This is a genomic window from Rhizobacter sp. J219, assembly GCF_024700055.1.
In the GTDB taxonomy this organism is placed as follows: domain Bacteria; phylum Pseudomonadota; class Gammaproteobacteria; order Burkholderiales; family Burkholderiaceae_C; genus Rhizobacter.
Map to the genome: position 1 here is coordinate 347,341 of NZ_JAJOND010000001.1, position 20,314 is coordinate 367,654.

The following is a 20,314-nucleotide window of genomic DNA, read 5'->3' on the forward strand; positions in this document are numbered from 1 at the left end:
AGGCGCCGCCAACTACAGATTCACGGCTGCTTGATAGAGGTTGCCCGAGCGTGCGCCCGAGCGGCAGAACGCGAGCAAGGGGCGGGGCATTGTGCGCAGCAGCTCCGCGAAGCGCGCGATCTCTTCCGGCGACTGGTAACCGCCGTTCACCGGCAGGAAGGCGTACTCGAGGCCGGCCGCGCGGGCGGCGGCTTCGATGTCGGCATTGGTCGGCTGGTCGGGGCCGCCTTCGAAGTCGGGGCGGTTGTTCACTACGCTCTTGAAGCCGTTTTGCGCGGCCCAGGCCATGGCCGACGGGTCGAGCTGGGGGGCGACGCACACATCAGCCGCCACGGGCATCACATGGGGAGTTGTCATGGCAGGGACCTCAGCGTGCAAGCGCTTGTTTGACGGCGGCGGAGACCAGGCCCATGTCGGCCTTGCCGGCGAGCTGGGCCTTCACCGCACCCATGACCTTGCCCATGTCGCCGGGACCCTTGGCGTCAAGGCTCGCCACGATCTTGGCCACTTCGGCGCTGATCTCGTCGGCGCTCATGCGCTGGGGCAGGTAGGTTTCGAGCACCTTCAGTTCTGCCGTTTCCTTGTCGACGAGGTCGGTGCGGCCGGCAGCGGCGAACTGGCTGATCGAATCCTTGCGCTGCTTGATGAGCTTGTCGACGATGCCGATGATGGCGGCGTCATCGAGAGTCACGCGCTCGTCGACCTCTTTCTGCTTCATCGCGGCCATGAGCCCGCGGATGGTCAGCAGGCGGTCGGCTTCCTTCGCCCGCATGGCGGACTTCATGTCTTCGGTGATCTGGTCTTTCAGGCTCATGGCACCGTTCTCCAGGTTTTCAGCGATTAGAAACAACAAAGCCCGCTTGGTGCGGGCTTTGCCGGGGATCCGCGTGGATCAGTACAGGCGCTTGGGCAGCTGCATGCTGCGGATGCGCTTGAAGTGGCGCTTCACCGCGGCGGCCTTCTTGCGCTTGCGCTCGGCGGTGGGCTTTTCGTAGAACTCGCGGGCGCGCAGGTCGGTCAGCAGGCCCAGCTTTTCAATCGTGCGCTTGAAGCGGCGCAGGGCCACGTCGAACGGTTCGTTTTCTTTGACGCGAATAGAAGTCATAGATCCAGGTGTTGTGCGCTCGGTGTTCGCCCGGTTTTCCTGAAGTGGAGGTTCCGGAATCCAGCCTCAGGGCGTGGGGAATCGACACGCGGGTTTTGCCAGCAAAGACGGCGATTATAGCCAGGGAATCCTGGCATGCAAGCGCAGGTTAGTGGGCGCTCTGAGATGGTGCGGCCAGGGCTTGGGCGCATGCGGCAGCACTGGCCCAGGCCCACTGAAAGTTGTAACCACCGAGCCAGCCGGTCACGTCGACCACCTCGCCGATGAAGAAGAGGCCGGGGATCAGGCGGCTTTCCAGGGTCTGGGAGCTGAAGTCTCGCGGGTGTCGACGCCCCCGGCGGTGACCTCGGCCTTGCGGTAGCCCTCGGTGCCGGAGGGTTTGAGTTCCCAACCCTGCAGTCCGTCGGCCAGCGCTCGGATGTCTTTGTCGCGTAGCTCGGCAAGCGGGCGGGTGCCCAGGCCGGGCTGGCGCGCGAGCCAGCCTTCGGCCAGGCGCTGCGGAACGATGGCGCCCAGCTCGGTCGACACCTGCCGCCGGGAGCCCGATTTGGCCGCGGTCAGGTGTGCAGCCAGGTCGAGGCTCGGTGCGAGGTCGATCCGCAAGGGAGTTCCGAGCTGCCAGTAGCTCGAAATCTGCAGCACGGCGGGGCCGCTCAGGCCGCGATGGGTGAAGAGCAGGTCTTCGAGGAACGACATGCCACCCTTGCCCTTGGCCGGGCCGGTGTGGATCTCGACCGGCAGCGACAGCCCCGACATGGCCGCAAACGGCGCCCAGCTCACCGGATCGAAGGTCAGCGGCACCAGGGCCGGCCGGGTGTCGACGATGTGGTGGCCGAACTGGCGCGCCAGGCGGTAGCCGAAGTCGGTGGCGCCGATCTTGGGGATGGAAAGGCCGCCCGTGGCCACGACCACCTTGGCTGTCTGGATGACGCCCTCGTCGGTGTCGAGTCTCGAAGCCCTTGCCATTCGCGCGAACGGCCTGCACCGCACAGCCATGCCGGCGTGTCACGTTGCCTTGGTCGCACTCGCGCAGCAGCATGCCGATGATGTCTTCCGATGACTCGTCGCAGAAGAGCTGGCCCTTGTGCTTCTCATGCCAGGCGATGCGATGGCGCTGCACCAGGGTGATGAAGTCTTGCGGCGTGTAGCGTGCGAGCGCCGAGCGGCAGAAATGTGGGTTGGCCGAAAGGAAGTTGGCGGGGCCGGCATCGCGGTTGGTGAAGTTGCATCGGCCGCCGCCGGAGATGCGGATCTTCTCCGCCACCTTCTCGCTGTGGTCGATCAGCAGGACTTTGGCGCCGAGCTGCCCCGCCATGCCGGCGCAGAACAGGCCTGCCGCGCCACCGCCGATCACCACCGCGTCGAATCTCCCCATCGCACGATTATCACGAGCGATTCCTAGAATCGCCGCCCCATGAGCCTCGTTGCGCGCGTTTCCGACCATGCCCTCCTGCGCGCGACGATCGCCGTGCGTGCCCAGTTCTTCATTGCCGGGGCGTTGTTTGCCACCTGGGGCATCCACGTGCCCACGGTCAAGCAGCACTACGGACTGGGCGAGCAGGCGCTCGCGATGGCGATGCTGGCCTCCGGTGTCGGCGCCGTGCTGACTTTGACCCAGGCCGGGCGCATCGTCGGTCGCCAGGGGCCGCGACGCATGGCGATGCTGTCGGGTGTCCTCTGCGCAGGAAGCCTCGTCGCGCTGCTCGCGAGCCAGAGTTACGCCGTGCTGCTGGTGCTGATGGTCGTGTTCGGCATCGGCATGAGCCTGCTCGACGTGTCGATCAACGCGGCGGCCAGTGAGCTCGAGAGTCTGCGCGAGCGCAACCTCATGAGCGGCTTCCACGCGATGTTCAGTCTGGGCGGCATGGTGGGGGCCGGGTTGGGCAGCGCATTGCTCGCCCGCGCCGTCTTGCCCGAGACGCATCTCGTGGTGACCTCGCTCGCCTCAGGCGCCTTCGTGCTGCTGGCGGGCATGGTGATGCTGCAGACCGTGGCCGGCTCGTCGCAGCAGGGGCACGGTTTTGCCTTGCCGCGCGGAGCGCTCGGGCTGCTCGGCGTCCTGGCCGCGCTCGGCCTGATCGCGGAAGGCGCGATGTACGACTGGAGCGTGCTCTACATGACGCAAGAGCTGAAGAGTGCGCCCGACTTCGCGGCACTGGCCTATGCCAGCTTCAGCGGTGCGATGGCCGCCGCCCGTTTCGGCGGCGACTGGGTGCGTGACCGGGTGTCGCCTGCTGTCTTGATGAGCAGCAGCGCTGCCCTCGCAACGGTGGCGATGGCGGCGGTGCTGCTGATCGCCCACCCCGTGGCCACACTCATCGGCTTCGCGCTCGTGGGCCTCGGGTTTGCGAACGTGGTGCCTGTGCTCTTCGGCACTGCCGCCAAGCTCGATGCCAACCCGGCCCACGGCATCGCTGTGGTCGCGTCGGTCGGCTACTTCGGGATGATGGCCGGCCCGCCCTTGATCGGCGTGATTGCCGAGCATTCCTCGCTGACCGTGGGGCTTGCCTCGGTCGCGGTCTTTGCGGCGATCCTCGCGCTCGCCGCCCCGAAGGCGCTCAGCCCTTCCAGGTGAACGGAAACTTGACCTGCTTCCAGAAGCCGTTGGGCACGTAGTCGCCAACGACCCCGTACCGGGCCGGCCACTCGCGGTCTGACTTCACTGCGGTGCCGAAGAGGTAATCGAGGAAGGCGAAGTGCGCGGCGTAGTTCTTGTCGATCGCCTCGTCGTCCTGTGAGTGGTGCCAGTGGTGGAAGTTGGGCGTGACGATCAGATAGCGCAGCGGCCCGAGCCGCACGCTCACGTTGGCGTGGTTGAACACCGCCTGGAAGCCCACCACGATGATGTAGGCGTCGATCACCTGCTTGCTGAAGCCCAGCACGTAGATCGGCGCCAGCACCAGCGTGCGGGTGATGAGCAGCTCGAGGATGTGCTGGCGCGAGCCGGCCAGCCAGTCCATGCTCTTCACGCTGTGGTGCACCGCATGCAAGCGCCACAGCAGCGGCACCTCGTGGTAGGCGCGGTGCGTCCAGTACTGCACGAGGTCGGCGATGAGGATGATGAGGAAGAGGGCGACCCAGAAGTTGAGCCCCGCCACGAAGCCGCGGATCCCATCGTGCGCGGCCCAGCCGAAGAGCTTGTGCACCAGCAGGTTGGTCGCCAGCAGGATGAAGCCCACCACCATGTGGTTCACGATGAAGTGGTGCATGTCGGTCTGCCACTCGGCGCGGAAGACGGGCTGGTCTTTACGCAGTGCCCACATCTTCTCGATGAAGATGAAGATCAGCGTGGAGCCGAGCAGGTCGAGGATGAACCAGTCGAGGCCGATGTAAGGCGTGTGGTCGGGAAAGTTGGGGTCGACCTCCACCTTGTGGCCGCCGAGCAGCAGCGTGAGCGCCACCAGCCCGAAGGTCCACAGCGCCAGCCAGCGGTTGCGGCCGCGGATGAGGTTGAAGAGCGAGAGCCCGCCCGAGATGCCGATGGCCACCAGCATGATGGTGCGGATCACGTTGACGTCGTAGCTCTTGCGAAGCTCAGGCGTCGTCAGGTACTGCGGGAAGTGGAAGGCCAGCACGCCCAGGAAGCACAGCATGGACAGCACCAGCGCGATCACGCCGGTCACCATGCCCTTGCCGCGGCGCAGCTCGCCGTGGGATTCGGTGAGCTGGTTGAGTTTTTCCAGTTCGAGCATCGGTCCCCTCCGTCTGTGAAACGCGGGGATTATCGTGTTGGCGAACTCGCTCAGGCCGCGTGGACCGCCCCTCTTTCGAGGGGCAGGGCGGCCAGGCCCCGCAGCACGTCGCCGACCACGATGATGGCCGGGCTGCCGAGTCCTTCGCGCTCGATCAGGCCCGCCAGGTCGCCCAGCGTGCCGACGGCGTGGCGCTGGTGCGGCAGGCTCGCGTGCTGCACCACGGCGATCGGCGTCGAGCGGCCCAGGCCTTCGAGCAGGCCTTGCTGCAGGTGGCCGGCCTGCGCCACGCCCATGTAGATGACGAGCGTGAGGCCTTGCGCGGCAGCCGCGGCGAGCGTGGCCCAGTCGGGCGAGCGGCCGTGCTCCTTCGCATGGCCGGTGACGAAGATCACGCCGTGTGCATGGTCGCGGTGGGTGAGCGGCACGTTCAGCGAAGTGACCGCCGCCAGGCCCGAGGTGATGCCGTTGACCACCGCGACCTCGATGCCCAGCTCGCGCAGGTGCTCGACTTCTTCACCGCCACGGCCGAAGACGAACGGGTCGCCGCCCTTGAGCCGCACGACACGTTCGCCCTTCAAGGCTTCGGCAGCCATCAGCTTCTCGATGAAGGCCTGCGGCGTGCTGGCGCAGCCTCCACGCTTGCCCACACGCACGATGCGCGTGCTGCGGCGTGCATAGCGCAGTACGCCATCGCCCACCAGGTCGTCGACCAGCAACACCGTGGCGGCGCGAATCGCGCGCACCGCCTTGACGGTCAGCAGGTCCGGGTCGCCGGGGCCTGCGCCCACCAGCGTGACGACGGGGCGGGGTACTGCTGCGGGAGTCATGCCGATTTCTCCTGAGGGTGGGCGTGGGCAAGGGCTTCGAGTGACGACCGCAGGCAGGCGACCTGCTGCGTGAGAGGTGCTGGCGCGGGCTTCTCGCCGCTGATCACCGACTGGATGTACATCGCGGTGGTGGCCGCATCGCAGGTGCGCGGCAGCACCGGCAGTTCGCGCAGCACGCCGTCATGGGCGGCCACCGAGAGGTCGCTGCGCAGCACGCCGTCGATGAAGACATCGAGCTTTGGAAGGCGGCGCGGGTCGGCCACCGGCTCGCCTTCGGTGCCGCGCATCAACACCGCGTTGGCGACGGTGTGCTGCAGGAAGCCGGTGAGCATCTGCGCATATTCCGGATGGGTGTAGTTGACGACGCGCATTGCACTGCCGGCTGGGCACGGGTCGAGCAGCTTGGCGACCGTGTGGCCGGAATTGCGCAGGCCGATGGTCCAGCGGGCGTCGAGCAGGCGCGCGAGCGGTGGGCACAGCACATCGGTGCGGATGTACACCGGCTCGTGGCGCGCCCAGGCTGCGGCCACGTCGGCGGCGTCGCGCGCAATCGGCAGGCCGAGGTCGTGAAAGATCTCGGCGGTGGTGACACGGCCCGGGTCTTCGGGCATGCCGTGCACGAGCACGGGGATGTCTTCCTGCGCCAGCAGCAGCGCCAGCAGTGGCGTGAGGTTGGGCAGCTTGCGTGCGCCGTTGTACGAGGGCAGCACGACGGCCGGGCGGGTGGTGGCGATCGGCAGGCAGCGCTCGGTGGTGGCCTGCAGGAAGCCCGCGGTTTCGTCGATGGTCTCGCCCTTGATGCGCATCGCCAATGCGAAAGCGCCGAGTTCGAGGTCGGTGACCTTCCCGTCGAGCACCTGGCTCATCAGGTCGTGCGCCTGTTCACGCTTCAACGCGCGGGCGCCTTCCTTGCCGCGGCCGATTTCCTTGATGTAGTGGCTGATGCTCATGTGATGTGTCCCTGGAACTGCATTCGCAAGACCCGGGCCATCTTCGGCCCTGGTCTTGCGAATTTTCAGGCGGCGTTGAGCTGCCCGCGCACGAGACGCTTCAATTCCGGGATGCACGAACCGCAATTCGTGCCGCACTTCAGCGAGTCCTGCAGCTGCGCAAGCTGCTGCTCGGGCGAGCCCTGGCAGCCCTGCAGCGCGGCGACGATCTCGGGCTCTGCCACGTTGAAGCAGGTGCAGACCTGGCGGCCACGCGCCTGCACCGCCACCGGCGCGCGCGCGCCCGGCACGAGCAGCAGGCGGCCATAGGCCTGGGCGGGCAGCTCGTCCTGCAGCAGGGGCTTGATCCAGGTCTCGGCGCTGATGTCGCCTGCGAGCACGAAGCCCTCAAGGCGGGTCTGGTCACCGGCGTGTGCGAGCCGCATCGTGCGGCGCTGCCCGCGGCGCTTGTCGGCGTAGTGCAGCACGTCGGCACCGCCCAGGCCAAGCGTGTTCTCGACCTGCATCACGAGCTCGTCAGGCGGTGCCTCGTAGGCGGCGGCGCGGAACAGCACGCCGCTGCGGTCGCGGCCGAAGGGCACGCAACTGGCGTAGGCGAAGGCTGCCATGACCGACTTCAGGCGTTCGCGTGCCGAGATGGCCTCGTCGTCGGGCAGCCAGGCCACGCCGAGCAGGCGCCACGGCAGTTCGGCCTTCAGCACCTTCACCGCCGTGTGCTTGAATCCGGGCTGTTTGGACTTGGGGCAGAACGCCGGCGTGGTCAGCACATTGACGCCGTGGACACGCGATCCGGTGCCGCTGCTGCCGGAGAGGAACTCCTCGCCCCAGTGCATGCCGATGAAGGCCTGCGTGGCCGCGATCTGCGCGCTCGCCTGCACCGGCAGCACGACGCTGCCGCGGCGCGAGGACACGTGGACGAGGTCGCCTTCGCTGAGCTTGAGGCGGGTGAGGTCGTGCGCATTCATCTCGACCACCGGCTCCGGCACGTGGCCGAAGAGCCTGCCGATGGTGCCGGTGCGGCTCATGCCGTGCCACTGGTCGCGCAGGCGGCCGGTGGTGAGCGAGAACGGGTAGCGCGCGTCGCGAGGTTCGGCCACCGGCTCGTAGGTCACGTCGGCGAACATCGCGCGGCCATCGGCGGTCGGGAAGAGGCCGTCTTCGTAGAGGCGCAGCTTGCCCTGGGCGTCGCCTTCTTTGAAGGGCCATTGCGCCGGCGCTTGCTCGAGCCGCGCGTAGCTGAGGCCGGTGATGTCGAGGTCGCGGCCACGGGTGCTCTCGCGGTGCTCGACCCACACCGACTCGGGCGTGTCATACGCGAAGAGCGTGGGCTGGCCAGGGCGCAGCTGCTGCTCCAGGCGGCGGGCGAAGTCGACCGCGATGTCCCAGTCGTGCCGGGTTTCGCCGGGCTTCGGCACGGCCGGGCGCACGCGGCTGATACAGCGCTCGCTGTTGGTCACCGTGCCGTCCTTCTCGCCCCAGGTGGTGGCGGGCAGCAGCAGGTCCGCGTACTGGCAGGTGGCCGTGGTCGAGAAGGCTTCTTGCACCACCACGAACGCGGCGCGCTCCAGCGCGCGGTGCACGGTGGCCTGGTCGGGCATGGACTGGGCCGGGTTCGTGCACGCGATCCACAGCGCCTTGATCTGGCCGTCGGCGGCCGCTTCGAACATCTCGACCGCCGACTTGCCCGGCGTGCTCGGCACATCCTCCACGCCCCACAGCCGCGCCACCTCGGCGCGGTGCTCGGCATTGCCCATGTCGCGGTGCGCGCTCAGCAGGTTGGCGAGGCCCCCCACTTCGCGTCCGCCCATCGCGTTGGGCTGGCCGGTGAGCGAGAAGGGGCCGGCGCCCGGCTTGCCGATCTGGCCGGTGGCCAGGTGCAGGTTGATGAGGGCGGCGTTCTTGTCGGTGCCGCTGCTGCTCTGGTTGAGGCCCTGGCAGTAGAGCGAGAGCGTGCGACTCTTTGCATCGGCGAACCAGCGCGCAGCCTGCAGAAGATCGTTTTCGGCAATGCCACAGAGCTTCGCCACCTCCTTCGGCGTGAAGTCGCGCACGCGGTTGCGCAAGGCCTCGAAGCCGCGGGTGTGGGCGCTGATGTAGGCGTGGTCGACCAGACCCTCCCACAGCATCACGTGCAGCATGCCGTGGTACAGCGCGACGTCGGTGCCCGGCAGGATGGGCAGGTACAGGTCGGCGAACTCGGCCGTCTCGGTGCGACGCGGGTCGGCGACGATCACCTTCATCGCCGGGTTGGCACGCTTCGCGTCTTCGATGCGACGGAAGAGGATGGGGTGGGCGAACGCGGTGTTGGAGCCAGTGATGAAGAGCGTGCTGGCGTGGTTGACGTCGTCGTAGCAGGCCGGCGGCGCGTCGGCGCCCAGCGTGGCCTTGTAGCCGGCGACCGCGCTGCTCATGCACAGGCGCGAGTTGGTGTCGATGTTGTTGGTGCCGACGAGTCCCTTGGCCAGCTTGTTGAAGACGTAGTAGTCCTCGGTCAGCAGCTGGCCCGAGATGTAGAAGCCCACGGCATCGGGCCCGTGCTCGCGAATCGTGCGGGCGAAGCGATCGGCGGCGAGCGTGAGCGCCGCGTCCCAGCTCACCGGCTGCGGCGCGCTCTGCCGTGACAGCCGCTGCGCCGGGTGCAGCAGGCGGGCCTGCAGCGTGATGGGCCGGGCGGCCGTGTGGTGCAGCGTCGAACCTTTCGTGCAGAGCCGGCCGAAGTTGGCAGGGTGCTCCGGATCACCGCGCACGCCGGTGATCTGCGCCCCGTCGCTTTCGACGATGACGCCGCAGCCGACGCCGCAGTAAGGGCAGGTCGTGCGGGTTTCGAGCATCGGGGCGCGTCCTCGTTCAGGCCGAGTGCGGCGTGTGCACCTCGATGACCTGGCCGCCGCCGATGGTCCCGCGCGTGGCGCACGGGCCCGCCACCGGCAGGGGGAGGTCGGTGCCCAGCGAGTCGAGTTCGTCGGCGTCGAGGTAGATCGTCCCGCCTTCTACCTTCACGGCGAACTTGGGCACGCAGCCTTCGTCGGGCTCCTTGACGAGGCCGTCGTCGAGGCCGATGTTCATGTTGTGCAGCGGGCAGGCGACGCTCGTGCCGAAGACGATGCCCTGGCTGAGCGGCCCGCCCTTGTGCGGACAGCGGTCGAGGATGGCGAAGATCTGGTCGCCCTGGGCGCGGAAGACGGCCACGGCGGCGCCCTTCGGGCGTGCCACGCGTCGCGAGCCCAGGGGGCTGATGTCGTCGACGCGGCAGATGAGGGTCCAGTTGGGCATGTGGTTCTCGAAAGGCAATGAAAGGTGATCAGACCGTCTGGATCGGCGTGAACTGGCGCGTGTCGACCTGCGCCTTGTCGAACTCGAACCACGGATCGGGTTCGCCGTCGAGCGCGTACTGCAGCTGCGCCCACAGCGCCTTGCGGCCCTCGTGGTCGTCGAGGATGCGCTTCTTCACGTAGTCGAGGCCGACGCGGTTCACGTAGTGGACGGTGCGCTCCAGGTACCAGCCCTCCTGGCGATAGAAGCCGCAGAACGCACCGGTGTACTCCAGCACCTCATCTGCTGTCTTGAGCTTGACGAGGAAGTGCGCCACCTCGGTCTTGATGCCACCGTTGCCGGCGATGTACATCTCCCAGCCGGAGTCGACGCCGATGATGCCCACGTCCTTGATGCCCGACTCGGCGCAGTTGCGCGGGCAGCCCGAGACGGCGAACTTCACCTTGTGCGGCGCGTACATGCGCCACATCGCACGCTCCAGGTCCTTGCCCATCTGGGTGCTGTCTTGCGTGCCCATGCGGCACCACTCGCTGCCAACACACGTCTTCACCGTGCGCAGCGCCTTGGCGTAGGCGTGGCCCGAGGGCATGCCGATGTCTTTCCAGACGTTGACCAGGTCTTCCTTCTTCACGCCCAGCAGGTCGATGCGCTGGCCGCCGGTGACCTTGACGGTCGGGATCTTGTACTTGTCGACCGCATCGGCGATGCGGCGCAGCTCGGCCGCAGTGGTCTCGCCGCCCCACATGCGCGGCACCACGGAGTAGGTGCCATCCTTCTGGATGTTGGCGTGGCTGCGCTCGTTGATGAAGCGCGACTGCGGGTCGTCCTTGGCCTCCTTGGGCCAGGTGCTGATGAGGTAGTAGTTGACGGCCGGTCGGCAACTGGAGCAGCCGTTGGGCGTGCGCCAGTTCATCGCCTTGTAGGTGTCGGAGATGGTGAGCAGCTTGCGCTCGCGGATGGCATCACGCACTTCCTGGTGGCTGGCGTCGGTGCAGCCGCACATGGCCTTCTTCTTTGGGGCGGCCGAATAGTCACCACCGGCGGTGAACATGATGAGCTGCTCGACCAGGCCCGTGCACGAGCCGCAGGAGGCCGATGCCTTGGTGTGCTTGCGCACCTCTTCCAACGTGAACAGGCCCTTCTCCTTGATGGCCTTGCAGATGCTGCCCTTGGTGATGCCGTTGCAGCCGCACACTTCATCGGCATCGGCCATCGCCGCGGCCTTGTTGTGGCCCTGGTGGCCGGTGTCGCCGATGTTGGACTCGCCGAACATCAGCTTGTCGCGGATGTCGGCGATCTTGCGGCCTTCGCGCAGCAGCTTGAAGTACCAGCTGCCGTCGACCGTGTCTCCGTACATGCAGGCGCCGATGAGCTTGTCGTCCTTGATGACGAGCTTCTTGTAGACGCCGCCGTAGGGGTCGCTCATCACGATCTCTTCGCAGCCTTCGCCGCCCATGAAGTCGCCGGCGGAGAAGAGGTCGATGCCGGTGACCTTGAGCTTGGTGCTGGTCTGCGAGCCGGTGTAGCGGCCGATGCCGAACTCGGCCAGGTGCGTCGCGCACACCTTGCCTTGCTCGAAGAGCGGGGCCACCAGGCCGTAGGCGATGCCGCGGTGCGCGGCGCATTCGCCGATGGAGTAGATGCGCGGGTCGGTGATCGTCTGCATCGTGTCGTTGACGACGATGCCGCGGTTGCAATGCAGGCCGATCTTTTCGGCCAGCTCGGTGTTGGGGCGGATGCCGGCGGCCATCACCACCAGGTCGGCGGGCACCTCGGTGCCGTCCTTGAACTGCACGGCCATCACGCGGCCGGCCTTGCCGCCGTCTTGGTCGCCGATCAGCGCCTGCGTGCTGGCACCGATCATGAACTTGAGGCCGCGCGATTCGAGCGACTTCTGCAGCAGCTTGCCGGCGGTGTCGTCGAGCTGGCGCTCCATGAGCCACGGCATGATGTGGACGACCGTGACCTGCATGCCGCGCAGCATCAGGCCGTTGGCGGCTTCCAGGCCGAGCAGGCCGCCGCCGATCACGACCGCGTGCTTGTACTTCTGCGCGGCCTCGATCATGGTGTTGGTGTCGGCGATGTCGCGGTAGGCGATCACGCCTTCGAGGTCCTTGCCGGGCACCGGCAGGATGAAGGGGTTGGAGCCGGTGGCGATCAGCAGGCGGTCGTACGACTCTTCGGTGCCATCGGCGGCCTTCACGATGCGGTTGCGGCGATCGACGTCGACGACTTTCTTGCCGAGGTGCAGCTTGATGTTGTTCTCTTCGTACCAGCTCAGCGGGTTGAGCACGATCTCTTCGAGCGTCTGCTCGCCGGCGAGCACGGGCGACAAGAGGATGCGGTTGTAGTTCGGGTGCGGCTCCGCGCCGAACACCGTGATGTCATACAGATCGGGCGCAATCTTCAACAGCTCTTCGAGGGTGCGCACCCCTGCCATGCCATTGCCGACCATCACCAACTTCATCTTCTTCATGCAGCACATCCTCAGTCGCGGGTTCTGTATGGCGGCATAGTTAGCAAACACGGTGCCAGCGCGCACCACGCTCACGGCTGCAATCTGGTGCCCAGCGCACCCTTTGCGGGCAAGCGTCTTGCTTCCAAGGTGAGGTAAATCACAGACGCCCCACGCGGGTGCACCAACATGAGCTTTGACATCGATGTGGGCCACGCCAGCGAGCGTGGGCCGAGACAGGAGAACGAGGATTTCGTCGGTGCTTGCAAGCCTGCGCCTCACGAGGAGGAACTGGGCTTCATCGCGGCGATCGCCGATGGGGTCTCGATGGGCGGCGAGGGCCGCATGGCGGCCCAGACGAGTGTGCGTGCGGTGGTCGAAGACTATTTCGGTGCGCCCCCCACCTGGGACACCAGTGTGGTGCTCGATCGCATCATCAGCGCGCAAAACAGCTGGCTTGCCACCCACAATCGCCGCCACAACGGCGCCGCGATGAGTACCCTGACGGCCCTCGCACTGCGTGGCCAGACCTGGACCGTGGCCCATGTTGGGGACACACGGGCCTATCTGGTGCGTGATGGTGCATGTCGCCGGCTCACTCAGGACCATGCCCTCGAGCACCCCGACCTGCGCAGCCAGCTCACCCGCGCGATGGGGCAGGACGACGCCATCCGCGTCGATTACCTGCAAGACGAGTTGCACCTGGGCGATGTGTTCGTGCTCGTGTCCGACGGAGTTCACACCAAGGTGCCGCAGGCGCAGATGCTCAAGCTGCTGGAGCAGGGCACCGCGCAAGAGGCGAGCGAGGCCATCGCACAGGCCGCGCTGGCCGCAGGCACACAGGACAACGCTACGGTGCTCGTTGTGCGCGTGCTCGGCCTTGCCCGTTCACGCCTCGAAGATGCGATCGTGCGCAGCCGGCACCTGCCGGTGCCGCCGCGGCTCAAGGTGGGTGACGAGATCGACGGCCATGTGGTCACCGCGCTCGTGGCCGACACCGGCGTGCACCTGCTCTATCAGGTGCGCCATGTGCAGACCAAGTCGCTGCGGGCGCTCAAGACACTGCACCCTTCACGCGCGAGCGATCCGCAGGAGCGGGCGATGCTGGCGCACGAAGCCTGGCTCGGCACGCGGGTCAACGAGCGCGGCAGCACCGGCTTCGTCGCCTTGCATGAGGTGCTCGATGCGAGCGCCTTCTATCTGGTCTTCGACTGGCACACCGGGCAGACGCTCGAACAGCACCTGGCCGCGCAGCGCGGCTCGGCGGGCTTGCCGGTGGCCGATGTGCTTGCGTGGGCGCTGGCCGCGTCGCGTGCGATCGGCAAGCTGCATCGGCTGGGTGTCGTGCACCGCGACATCAAGCCCGGCAATCTGCACCTCGGCGACGACGGGCAGTTGCGCCTGCTCGACCTCGGCGTGGCCGTCTCGGGCAACGAGCCGACCGAGCAGCGCAGCCTGCATGCCGGCACGCCCAGCTACATGAACCCGGAGTTGTGGGACGACCAGCCCGTCGACGCCCAGACCGATCTTTTGCGCTGGGCGTGACGCTGTACCAGCTTCTCACCGGGCACCTGCCCTTTGGCGAGATCGAGCCCTACCAGACGCAGCGCTACCGCCGCCCGCCGAAGCCGCCGTCGCGCTTGCGGCCCGATGTGCCGATCTGGCTCGACCACATCGTGCTCAAGGCGGTTGCCTTCGACAAGAAGCTGCGCTTCGAGACGGCGGAAGAGTTCGAGCTGGCGTTGCAGCGCGGGGCGTCGCGCCCGTTGTCGTCGCATGGGGCCACACCGCTGCTGGTGCGCGACCCCACCTTGCTGTGGAAGGTCGCGCTGGCGGTGTCGGTCCTCTTCAACGCATTGCTGGTGTACTGGCTGCTTTTCCTGCCGCGCTAGCAGAGGCGGTGGCAGGCGCGGTGGCCGGCACTGGCCGGGCGCGGCCGCCCTTTTCAGCCCAGGTGCGTGTCCAGCGGATCTGCACCATGCGCAGCATCACGAGCATCGCAAGCGCCAGCACGGCAAACGAGACGAAGCCCCAGAGGTAGGTGCCGGTGTATTGCTTCGACTGTCCCATCGCGTTGGGCAGGAAGCCGCCGCCCAGCGCGCCGACCTCCCCGATCATGGAGCCGGCCACGGCCGTGGTGAGCGGCCAGCGCAGCGGCACCAGCTGGAAGAGGGCGCCGTTGCCGGCACCGAGCGCGGCGAAACACAGCATGAAGAGCAGCGTGGTCACGGCCACCGAGCTGCTGGCAAAGCCGCACAGCACCAGGGTCACGGCCACCAGGATCAGCACGGCGCTCAAGGTGTTGATGCCGCCGATGCGGTCGGAGATGTAGCCGCCGACCACCCGCACGGCCGAGCCCATCAGCGTGGCCAGCATGGTGAGCTGGCCGGCTTCGACCTTGGTGACCTTGAACTGGTCGTAGAAGTAGGTGGGCAGGAAGCTCGCGAGACCGATGAAGCCGCCGAAGGTGATGATGTAGATCAGGCTGAAGGCCCAGCCGTCTTTCTCGAACAGGCAGGCGATGTGCTCGCGGAAGGTCTGGTGCTCGCGATCCGGCGGCTCCTTGGCGGCGAACCACATCACGGCCATCGGCAGCAGCATGGTGCAGGCGGCCAGGCCGTACACGGTCGACCAGCCGAACTTGGCCGCGAGCGGGGGCGCGAACAGCACGGCGAGCACGGTGCCCGAGTTGCCGGCGCCGGCGATCCCCATGGCCAGGCCCTTGTACTTGGGCGGGAACCAGCCCGAACCGAGCGACAAGGCCACGCCGAAGCTCGCACCGGCAATACCCAGCAGCACGCCCATCGCGAGCACGCTGTCGTAGCTGTTGACGAAGAAGAAACCGAAGCCCAGTGCGAGCACGATCAGACCCATTTCCACCATCGCCGCGTTCTTGCGGCCGATGTACTGGGCCAGCACGCCGAGCGGAAAGCGCATCAAGGCCCCGGCCAGGATTGGCACCGACACCATGAAGCCTTTTTGGGCAGCAGTAAGCTGGAACGTCTCGCTGATGAACGGTGCCATGGCGCCGTTCAAGACCCAGATGGCGAAGCAGAAGTCGAAATAAAGAAAGGACGCGAACAAGGTCGGGGCATGACCCGACTTCAGAAAGCTCTTGAAACCTGACACGATGATCCTCTGCGGCTTGCCCGGTTATGGGGCGATGTTCGAAGGTTGGGCGTCTTCAAGCGATTCCCGTGCCAGATGCCGATACGAACTGGTGCATGCAGGGGTGCCCTGGAGATCATCGAAATTGCCGGCCCGAGGTCGTGCTCTGAGTCTGTGCCTGCCGGCACGGCTTTTGTGCGAAATCCTCACGCCCCGCACATGTGGTGGGCGGTCTGCACCTCGAAACACCACCGCTATGATCGATCAACCTAGGGGTTTTCAAGCCGCCGTGCCCGGTGCGCTAATCACCGGCAGGGCACTTCTGCCGCCGCTGGCGGCCTGCGGGCACCGACGAGACAAGGAATGACCGACACCCACCAGCAGGCACTGTCTGCGCGTGCCGACCAGGCCCAGGCCTTGACGGCTGCGCTTGGTTTGGCGCCGCAAGCCTGGGGCGTGGTGGCCATGAGCCTGTTGGACCGTGCCGAGGCCATGTTCGCCATCAAGGATGCGACCACCGGCCGCTACGTGCACGCCAACGCTCGCATGCAAAGCCTTCTCGGGCGCTCGGCCGAGGGTCTGGTCGACGAAGACTGGGCCGATCCCCAGGCCTGTGCTGCACTGCGCACCGCCGACCAGTCGGCGATGGTGCAGACCGTGCCCCAGGTCAGCGAGCACCGCCTGGAGCAGGGTGGCGTGCGGCGAGAGTTTTCGGTGACGCGCCTGGCGTTGCCGTCGGCCGATGGCGCGGCGCCCCGGTACCTCTGTTGTATCTGGCAAGACCTGACCGCCCAGCGCCAGTCCGAAAGCCAGCTGCAGCTGGCCCTGCGCCAGCTCGAGGAGCAGCAGCAGGCCAACGAGTCCCTGCGCCGAGAGATGCAGGACCACGGGTTGCGCGACAGCGCCACCGGCCTGTACCAGCGCGGTCACTTCGACGATCAACTGCGGCGCGAAGTGGACCTGTCGTCACGCGAGCACCGCGAGTTCGCACTCGTCTCGGTGGCGCTCGATCCGCTCGGCGAAGCGGCACGCGCCTCGGGCAGCGAAGGGCGCAAGCGGGTGCTGGAGGCGCTAGGCCGCCTGCTGCGCAGTAACACTCGTGCGATGGACGCCTCCTGCCGGCTCAGTGAAGACCGTTTTGCCGTGCTGCTGTCAGGGGTGGGCCTGGCGACCGCGCATGCGCGCATGGAAGGCCTGCGCCGCCAGTGCGCCACGCAGCTCGTGATGCTGAACGGCCAGGATCTCGGCTTCACCGTCTCGATGGGCGTGGCAAGCTTTCCGCACACCGCTCATACGCAGGAAGACTTGCTGCAGGCCGCCGACACCGCCTTGTCACAGGCGCAGAAGCGCGGCGGCAATCACGTCACCCTCGCCAGCATCCGTTTCGAGGCCTGAGCGCGTTTCGGTCCGGGTCAGCCGAGCCGCTTCAACACCGCTTTCCATTCGGCCGCCGTCACCGGCGTGATCGAGAGACGATTGCCCTTCTTCAGGATGATCATGTCCGCGAGTTCGGGCGCCTCGCGCAACTCGGGGAGCGACAGCAGCCGCGTCTTTCGATCGAGCGTCACGTCGACCAGCATCCAGCGCGGCTCCTCGCGCGTGGACTTCTCGTCGTAGTAGTGGCTCTTCTTGTCGAATTGGGTGTCGTCGGGGTAGGGCGTGCTCGACACGGTGGCGAGGCCCACGATGCCCGGCTCCGGGCACGACGAGTGGTAGAACAGAACGCCGTCGCCGACCTGCATCTGGTCGCGCATGTAGTTGCGCGCCTGGTAGTTGCGCACGCCGAACCACGGCACGGTCTGGTTCTTGGCGGCGGCGAGATCGTCGATGGAACACTCACTCGGCTCACTCTTCATGAGCCAGTATTGTTGTTTTGGCATGTCAGCCCCTCGTCCGGCGAGTACACCGGCCGATCCCCAGAGGGGATCTCGCCCGGCTTCGGAGCGGCCGGGCGCTCGGGCTCGCGCAAGTGTTGTTGTCGATAAAGGTGTCCGTCGCGAACCGTGAGCCGCATTCCTGAACCCAGGCTGGTTCAGGTGGGCGAGGTCAGCGTGGCTTCGGGTTCATCTGACGCGAGACGATCACACCTGCCAGGCGATGTTCCAAGCCCTGGCGCTTACGCGCATCGGTTCAAGGAAATATAAGACTCACGCGAACGCAACGGACGCTGCGAAGTTTACGCGCCGCCTCGTGGCGACACCATGACTTCAGAGCAATTGGCCGTCGGCACCAAGGGCTTGGTCGAGGCGCTGGATGAGCGCGTCGATGTCCACGTTGCCAAGAGGTGCGTCTGGCGCACTTCCCGCAACAGGTGTAGGGGCGACGGCGGGCAGGGGGCGCTCGGCCAGCGCATACGCGAGGTTGAGGGCCGCCAACACGGCGATCCGCTCGCGCGCCTTGACACGGCCTGCGTCGCGGATGGCGCTCATCTCGCGGTCCACGCTGCCCACCGCTTCGAGCAACGAGACCTCTCCACCCTCAGGGCAGCCGAGGATGTAGCTCTGGCCCATGATGGTCACTTCCATCTGCTTCATGCGCGGTCACCTTCGTTGCGGCCGTCGTTATGGGTTTCGCCGGCGGGTGCGTCGACCGGCAATCGGTCGAGCAGGGCATCGATGCGGCTGCGTGCGGCGTTCAGCCGCGAGCGCAGGTTGTCGCGCTCTTGCGTGAGTTGCGCCACCTGCCGTTCCAGCAACTCGTTGGTGCGTTGGGCTCCTCGTGCCGCAGCAGCAGGCGCTCGACGCGGTCTGCAAGGTCCTGGATCTTCGACATGGGGTGCCGGAAGGTTGCGTTGCCTCATTGTAGGGCGGCCTCCTCGGCTGCTTACAATCCGCGGGTTGGTGCCCGTGCCGGTTTTCACATCGGCACAGTTAAACGGGAAGCAGAGGTCGCAACGCCCCACGGGCCGAGCACCCACCTGCGCTGCCCCCGCAACGGTAAGCGGACGAAGGCCACCCCTTCGCTCATGTGCAAACACCACTGGAGCCTCACGGCACTGGGAAGGTCGCATGGGATGTCTGCCAGCCCGGATACCGGCCAACGAGGCGGCATGCGTGTCACGCATGCCATGAGGTGTGTGCTGGCGGGGAAGCCGGCGCGCACGGTCTGTTGACGTGAGTTTTCCCATGATGAGTTCCGCTCTGCGCGCTTCGGCACGGTCTGCCGCTGCGCGTTTGTCTTCGCCCGCCCTTTCCTTGTCTGCACTGGCCCTGGCCTGCGTTGCCGCTCAGGCTCAGACACCGACCCTCCCGCCCGTCACCGTGACGGCCACCCGTTTCCCCGAGGACGCCAGCCGCCTGTCGTTCAGCGTGAGCGTGCTGACGGCAGAGCAGATCCGCGACAGCGGCGCGGTCAGCGTCAACGATGCCCTGATGAAGCTTCTGGGTGTGCCCGGACGGCAGGACTTCTACGGAGGCGGCGACTACCAGCTCGACCTGCGCGGCTTCGGCACCACGGCCGACAGCAACCAGATCGTGATCGTCGACGGCGTGCGCTTCAGCGAGGCCGACATGGGCGGCACGCGCCTGGCCGGCATCCCCATCGATTCGGTCGACACCATCGAGGTGGTGCGTGGCGGCACGGCAGCGGTGCTCTACGGCGAGGGGGGGCACGGCCGGTGCGATCGTCATCACAACCAAGGCCGCGAGCGGCAAGCCGCGCGGCAGTGCGGGGCAGGGCTACCTCGCGATGGGCAGCCATTCGCTGTTGGAGGCGCGCAGCTCGGCCACGGTCGTGAAAGACGGTTTCTCGCTCGATGCGTCGCTCAACGCGCGAGACACCCAAGGGCACCGCCGCAACTTCGCGTCGTCGACCGATGGCCGCAGCCTGGCCGCGCAATGGCGCAACGACGGGTTGCGCATCGGCGCGCGGCACGCGCAAGATGCACTCCAGACCGGCTTGCCGGGGGCACTGACCACGGCGCAGTACCACGCCGACCCGACCCAGACCAACCGGCCCAACGATCGGGCAAGCGTCGACAACCAGCGCAACGGCGTGTTCGCGGCCGCCAGCTTCGGCGACTTCCAGGTCTCTCTTGATGCCGGCCAGCGCAACAAGGCCTTGGAGAGCGTGACGAGCGGTACCTACGCCTACAACATCGAGGCCCGCAACCGCAGCCTGCGGGTCCATCACAGCGCGCCCATCGGTGGGTTCACCAACACCGTGATTGCAGGCGTCGACGACGATGCCTGGAAACGTGCCGACAACTTCGGTGGCTCGGCGGAACAGGAGTCGCGCGGGTTCTATGTGAAGGACGACCTCGCGACCCCGTGGGGCACGGTGATTTCGCTTGGCGTTCGACGCCAGAGCGCCGACAAGACCAACTTCGGCCCGCCCATCGCCAACGTCGACCAGCGCTTCAACGCCTGGAACCTCGGCGTCGTGCAACCCGTCGGCCAGACGATGTCGCTCTACGGCAATCTCGGCCGCAGCTTCCGCTTCCCGAACGTCGACGAGATCGGCTTCACCGCGATCGGGGCCACGCTCGAGCCGCAGACCTCGCGCGATGCGGAGCTGGGCTTTCGCATGGGCTGGCGCGGCGGCCGCTTCGATGTGCGCGGCTACCACAGCGCCTTGCGCCAGGAGATCGGCTACAACCCGGAGGCGCCGGGCCCGTTCGGCCCGGGCGCCAACGTCAACTTCGAGCCGACAGTGCGCCAGGGCGTCGAGCTGGAAACGCGCCAGCAGCTCGATCGCGCCTGGCTCGTGTGGGCCAACGCCAGCGCGCGCCGTGCCGAGTTCACCGACGGCCCCTATGACGGCAACCGCATCGCGCTCACCCCGCGCTACACCGCGTCGCTCGGGGTCGACTGGAAGCCGCTCGCAAGCCACATGGTCGGGGTGCTCGTGAACACGGTGTCGTCACAATCGCCCACCTTCGAGAACACTTGCACCATGCCGGC

Annotated in this window: 16 protein-coding genes, 1 other RNA gene, 4 pseudogenes and 1 riboswitch; of the genes and pseudogenes, 6 read left to right on the top strand and 15 right to left on the bottom strand. The window is 67.0% G+C overall.

What is annotated here, in order from left to right; all coding sequences use genetic code 11:
* Window positions 1-12 precede the first annotated feature (12 nt).
* The 4 genes and pseudogenes from LRS03_RS01550 to LRS03_RS01565 form a co-directional block, all read right to left on the bottom strand.
* Window positions 13-357 carry a protein tyrosine phosphatase family protein gene (locus tag LRS03_RS01550; RefSeq protein WP_257823548.1) on the bottom strand — a complete coding sequence of 115 codons (345 nt, stop codon included), beginning with the start codon at window positions 355-357 and terminating at the stop codon, window positions 13-15.
* A gap of 10 nt (window positions 358-367) precedes the next feature.
* Complete coding sequence (locus tag LRS03_RS01555; protein ID WP_257823549.1) at window positions 368-814, bottom strand: GatB/YqeY domain-containing protein; 447 nt, start codon at window positions 812-814, stop codon at window positions 368-370.
* Between the two features lie 78 nt (window positions 815-892).
* On the bottom strand, window positions 893-1,105 hold the full coding sequence (gene rpsU, locus LRS03_RS01560) for a 30S ribosomal protein S21 (RefSeq protein WP_047503026.1): 213 nt from the start codon (window positions 1,103-1,105) through the stop codon (window positions 893-895).
* A gap of 148 nt (window positions 1,106-1,253) precedes the next feature.
* Window positions 1,254-2,480: pseudogene (locus tag LRS03_RS01565) on the bottom strand (BaiN/RdsA family NAD(P)/FAD-dependent oxidoreductase).
* A 39-nt stretch (window positions 2,481-2,519) separates the two neighbouring features.
* On the opposite strand from LRS03_RS01565, the gene LRS03_RS01570 reads away from it, so the two are divergent.
* On the top strand, window positions 2,520-3,680 hold the full coding sequence (locus LRS03_RS01570) for an MFS transporter (RefSeq protein ID WP_257823550.1): 1,161 nt from the start codon (window positions 2,520-2,522) through the stop codon (window positions 3,678-3,680).
* Here the strand turns inward: LRS03_RS01570 and LRS03_RS01575 are convergent.
* From LRS03_RS01575 to nirB, 6 genes are all read right to left on the bottom strand, one after another.
* Entirely contained in the window at window positions 3,664-4,797 is a 1,134-nt protein-coding gene (locus LRS03_RS01575) for a sterol desaturase family protein (protein WP_257823551.1), read from the bottom strand. The genes LRS03_RS01570 and LRS03_RS01575 overlap by 17 nt on opposite strands.
* 50 nt (window positions 4,798-4,847) lie before the next feature.
* A complete protein-coding gene (gene cobA / locus LRS03_RS01580) occupies window positions 4,848-5,627 on the bottom strand; it encodes a uroporphyrinogen-III C-methyltransferase (protein WP_257823552.1) in 780 nt (259 codons plus the stop codon).
* On the bottom strand, window positions 5,624-6,577 hold the full coding sequence (gene ybiB, locus LRS03_RS01585) for a DNA-binding protein YbiB (RefSeq protein WP_257823553.1): 954 nt from the start codon (window positions 6,575-6,577) through the stop codon (window positions 5,624-5,626). Before ybiB ends, cobA begins: the two co-directional genes overlap by 4 nt.
* Window positions 6,578-6,642: 65 nt before the next feature.
* Window positions 6,643-9,408, bottom strand: a complete 2,766-nt coding sequence (locus tag LRS03_RS01590; protein WP_257823554.1) for a nitrate reductase — start codon at window positions 9,406-9,408, stop codon at window positions 6,643-6,645.
* Window positions 9,409-9,424: 16 nt separating this feature from the next.
* On the bottom strand, window positions 9,425-9,850 hold the full coding sequence (gene nirD, locus LRS03_RS01595) for a nitrite reductase small subunit NirD (RefSeq protein WP_257823555.1): 426 nt from the start codon (window positions 9,848-9,850) through the stop codon (window positions 9,425-9,427).
* A 28-nt stretch (window positions 9,851-9,878) separates the two neighbouring features.
* Window positions 9,879-12,326, bottom strand: a complete 2,448-nt coding sequence (gene nirB, locus LRS03_RS01600) for a nitrite reductase large subunit NirB (RefSeq protein ID WP_257823556.1) — start codon at window positions 12,324-12,326, stop codon at window positions 9,879-9,881.
* Window positions 12,327-12,494: 168 nt separating this feature from the next.
* Between nirB and LRS03_RS01605 the strand changes: the two genes are divergently transcribed.
* A complete protein-coding gene (locus LRS03_RS01605; RefSeq protein ID WP_308296377.1) occupies window positions 12,495-13,850 on the top strand; it encodes a bifunctional protein-serine/threonine kinase/phosphatase in 1,356 nt (451 codons plus the stop codon).
* Complete coding sequence (locus tag LRS03_RS26480) at window positions 13,847-14,197, top strand: serine/threonine-protein kinase (RefSeq protein ID WP_308296378.1); 351 nt, start codon at window positions 13,847-13,849, stop codon at window positions 14,195-14,197. The genes LRS03_RS01605 and LRS03_RS26480 overlap by 4 nt, the downstream gene beginning before the upstream one ends.
* Here the strand turns inward: LRS03_RS26480 and LRS03_RS01610 are convergent.
* Entirely contained in the window at window positions 14,154-15,434 is a 1,281-nt protein-coding gene (locus tag LRS03_RS01610) for an MFS transporter (protein ID WP_257823557.1), read from the bottom strand. The two genes, LRS03_RS26480 and LRS03_RS01610, sit on opposite strands and share 44 nt — an antisense overlap.
* Window positions 15,435-15,776: 342 nt before the next feature.
* Between LRS03_RS01610 and LRS03_RS01615 the strand changes: the two genes are divergently transcribed.
* Complete coding sequence (locus LRS03_RS01615; RefSeq protein ID WP_257823558.1) at window positions 15,777-16,808, top strand: sensor domain-containing diguanylate cyclase; 1,032 nt, start codon at window positions 15,777-15,779, stop codon at window positions 16,806-16,808.
* A 17-nt stretch (window positions 16,809-16,825) separates the two neighbouring features.
* Here LRS03_RS01615 and LRS03_RS01620 read toward each other — a convergent pair whose 3' ends face one another.
* The 4 genes and pseudogenes from LRS03_RS01620 to LRS03_RS01630 form a co-directional block, all read right to left on the bottom strand.
* A complete protein-coding gene (locus tag LRS03_RS01620; RefSeq protein WP_257823559.1) occupies window positions 16,826-17,293 on the bottom strand; it encodes an EVE domain-containing protein in 468 nt (155 codons plus the stop codon).
* A 106-nt stretch (window positions 17,294-17,399) separates the two neighbouring features.
* Window positions 17,400-17,581: non-coding RNA, 6S RNA (gene ssrS, locus LRS03_RS27005), on the bottom strand.
* 39 nt (window positions 17,582-17,620) lie between these two features.
* Entirely contained in the window at window positions 17,621-17,947 is a 327-nt protein-coding gene (locus LRS03_RS01625; RefSeq protein ID WP_257823560.1) for a cell division protein ZapA, read from the bottom strand.
* Window positions 17,944-18,185 (bottom strand): annotated as a pseudogene (locus tag LRS03_RS01630) (cell division protein ZapB). The gene LRS03_RS01625 and the pseudogene LRS03_RS01630 overlap by 4 nt, the downstream one beginning before the upstream one ends.
* Before the next feature lie 50 nt (window positions 18,186-18,235).
* A riboswitch (cobalamin riboswitch) is annotated at window positions 18,236-18,468 on the top strand.
* Window positions 18,469-18,541: 73 nt separating this feature from the next.
* On the opposite strand from LRS03_RS01630, the pseudogene LRS03_RS26700 reads away from it, so the two are divergent.
* Window positions 18,542-18,964, top strand: a pseudogene (locus LRS03_RS26700) (TonB-dependent receptor); the annotation flags it as partial.
* A gap of 136 nt (window positions 18,965-19,100) precedes the next feature.
* A pseudogene (locus LRS03_RS26705) lies at window positions 19,101-20,276 on the top strand (TonB-dependent receptor domain-containing protein); the annotation flags it as partial.
* Between the last annotated feature and the right edge of the window lie 38 nt (window positions 20,277-20,314).

Bases quoted from the DNA above. Each gene is read 5' to 3' on its own strand.
- LRS03_RS01550 (WP_257823548.1), bottom strand. From the start codon at position 357: ATGACAACTCCCCATGTGATGCCCGTGGCGGCTGATGTGTGCGTCGCC.
- LRS03_RS01555 (WP_257823549.1), bottom strand. From the start codon at position 814: ATGAGCCTGAAAGACCAGATCACCGAAGACATGAAGTCCGCCATGCGG.
- rpsU (WP_047503026.1), bottom strand. From the start codon at position 1,105: ATGACTTCTATTCGCGTCAAAGAAAACGAACCGTTCGACGTGGCCCTG.
- LRS03_RS01570 (WP_257823550.1), top strand. From the start codon at position 2,520: ATGAGCCTCGTTGCGCGCGTTTCCGACCATGCCCTCCTGCGCGCGACG.
- LRS03_RS01575 (WP_257823551.1), bottom strand. From the start codon at position 4,797: ATGCTCGAACTGGAAAAACTCAACCAGCTCACCGAATCCCACGGCGAG.
- cobA (WP_257823552.1), bottom strand. From the start codon at position 5,627: ATGACTCCCGCAGCAGTACCCCGCCCCGTCGTCACGCTGGTGGGCGCA.
- ybiB (WP_257823553.1), bottom strand. From the start codon at position 6,577: ATGAGCATCAGCCACTACATCAAGGAAATCGGCCGCGGCAAGGAAGGC.
- LRS03_RS01590 (WP_257823554.1), bottom strand. From the start codon at position 9,408: ATGCTCGAAACCCGCACGACCTGCCCTTACTGCGGCGTCGGCTGCGGC.
- nirD (WP_257823555.1), bottom strand. From the start codon at position 9,850: ATGCCCAACTGGACCCTCATCTGCCGCGTCGACGACATCAGCCCCCTG.
- nirB (WP_257823556.1), bottom strand. From the start codon at position 12,326: ATGAAGAAGATGAAGTTGGTGATGGTCGGCAATGGCATGGCAGGGGTG.
- LRS03_RS01605 (WP_308296377.1), top strand. From the start codon at position 12,495: ATGAGCTTTGACATCGATGTGGGCCACGCCAGCGAGCGTGGGCCGAGA.
- LRS03_RS01615 (WP_257823558.1), top strand. From the start codon at position 15,777: ATGACCGACACCCACCAGCAGGCACTGTCTGCGCGTGCCGACCAGGCC.
- LRS03_RS01620 (WP_257823559.1), bottom strand. From the start codon at position 17,293: ATGCCAAAACAACAATACTGGCTCATGAAGAGTGAGCCGAGTGAGTGT.
- LRS03_RS01625 (WP_257823560.1), bottom strand. From the start codon at position 17,947: ATGAAGCAGATGGAAGTGACCATCATGGGCCAGAGCTACATCCTCGGC.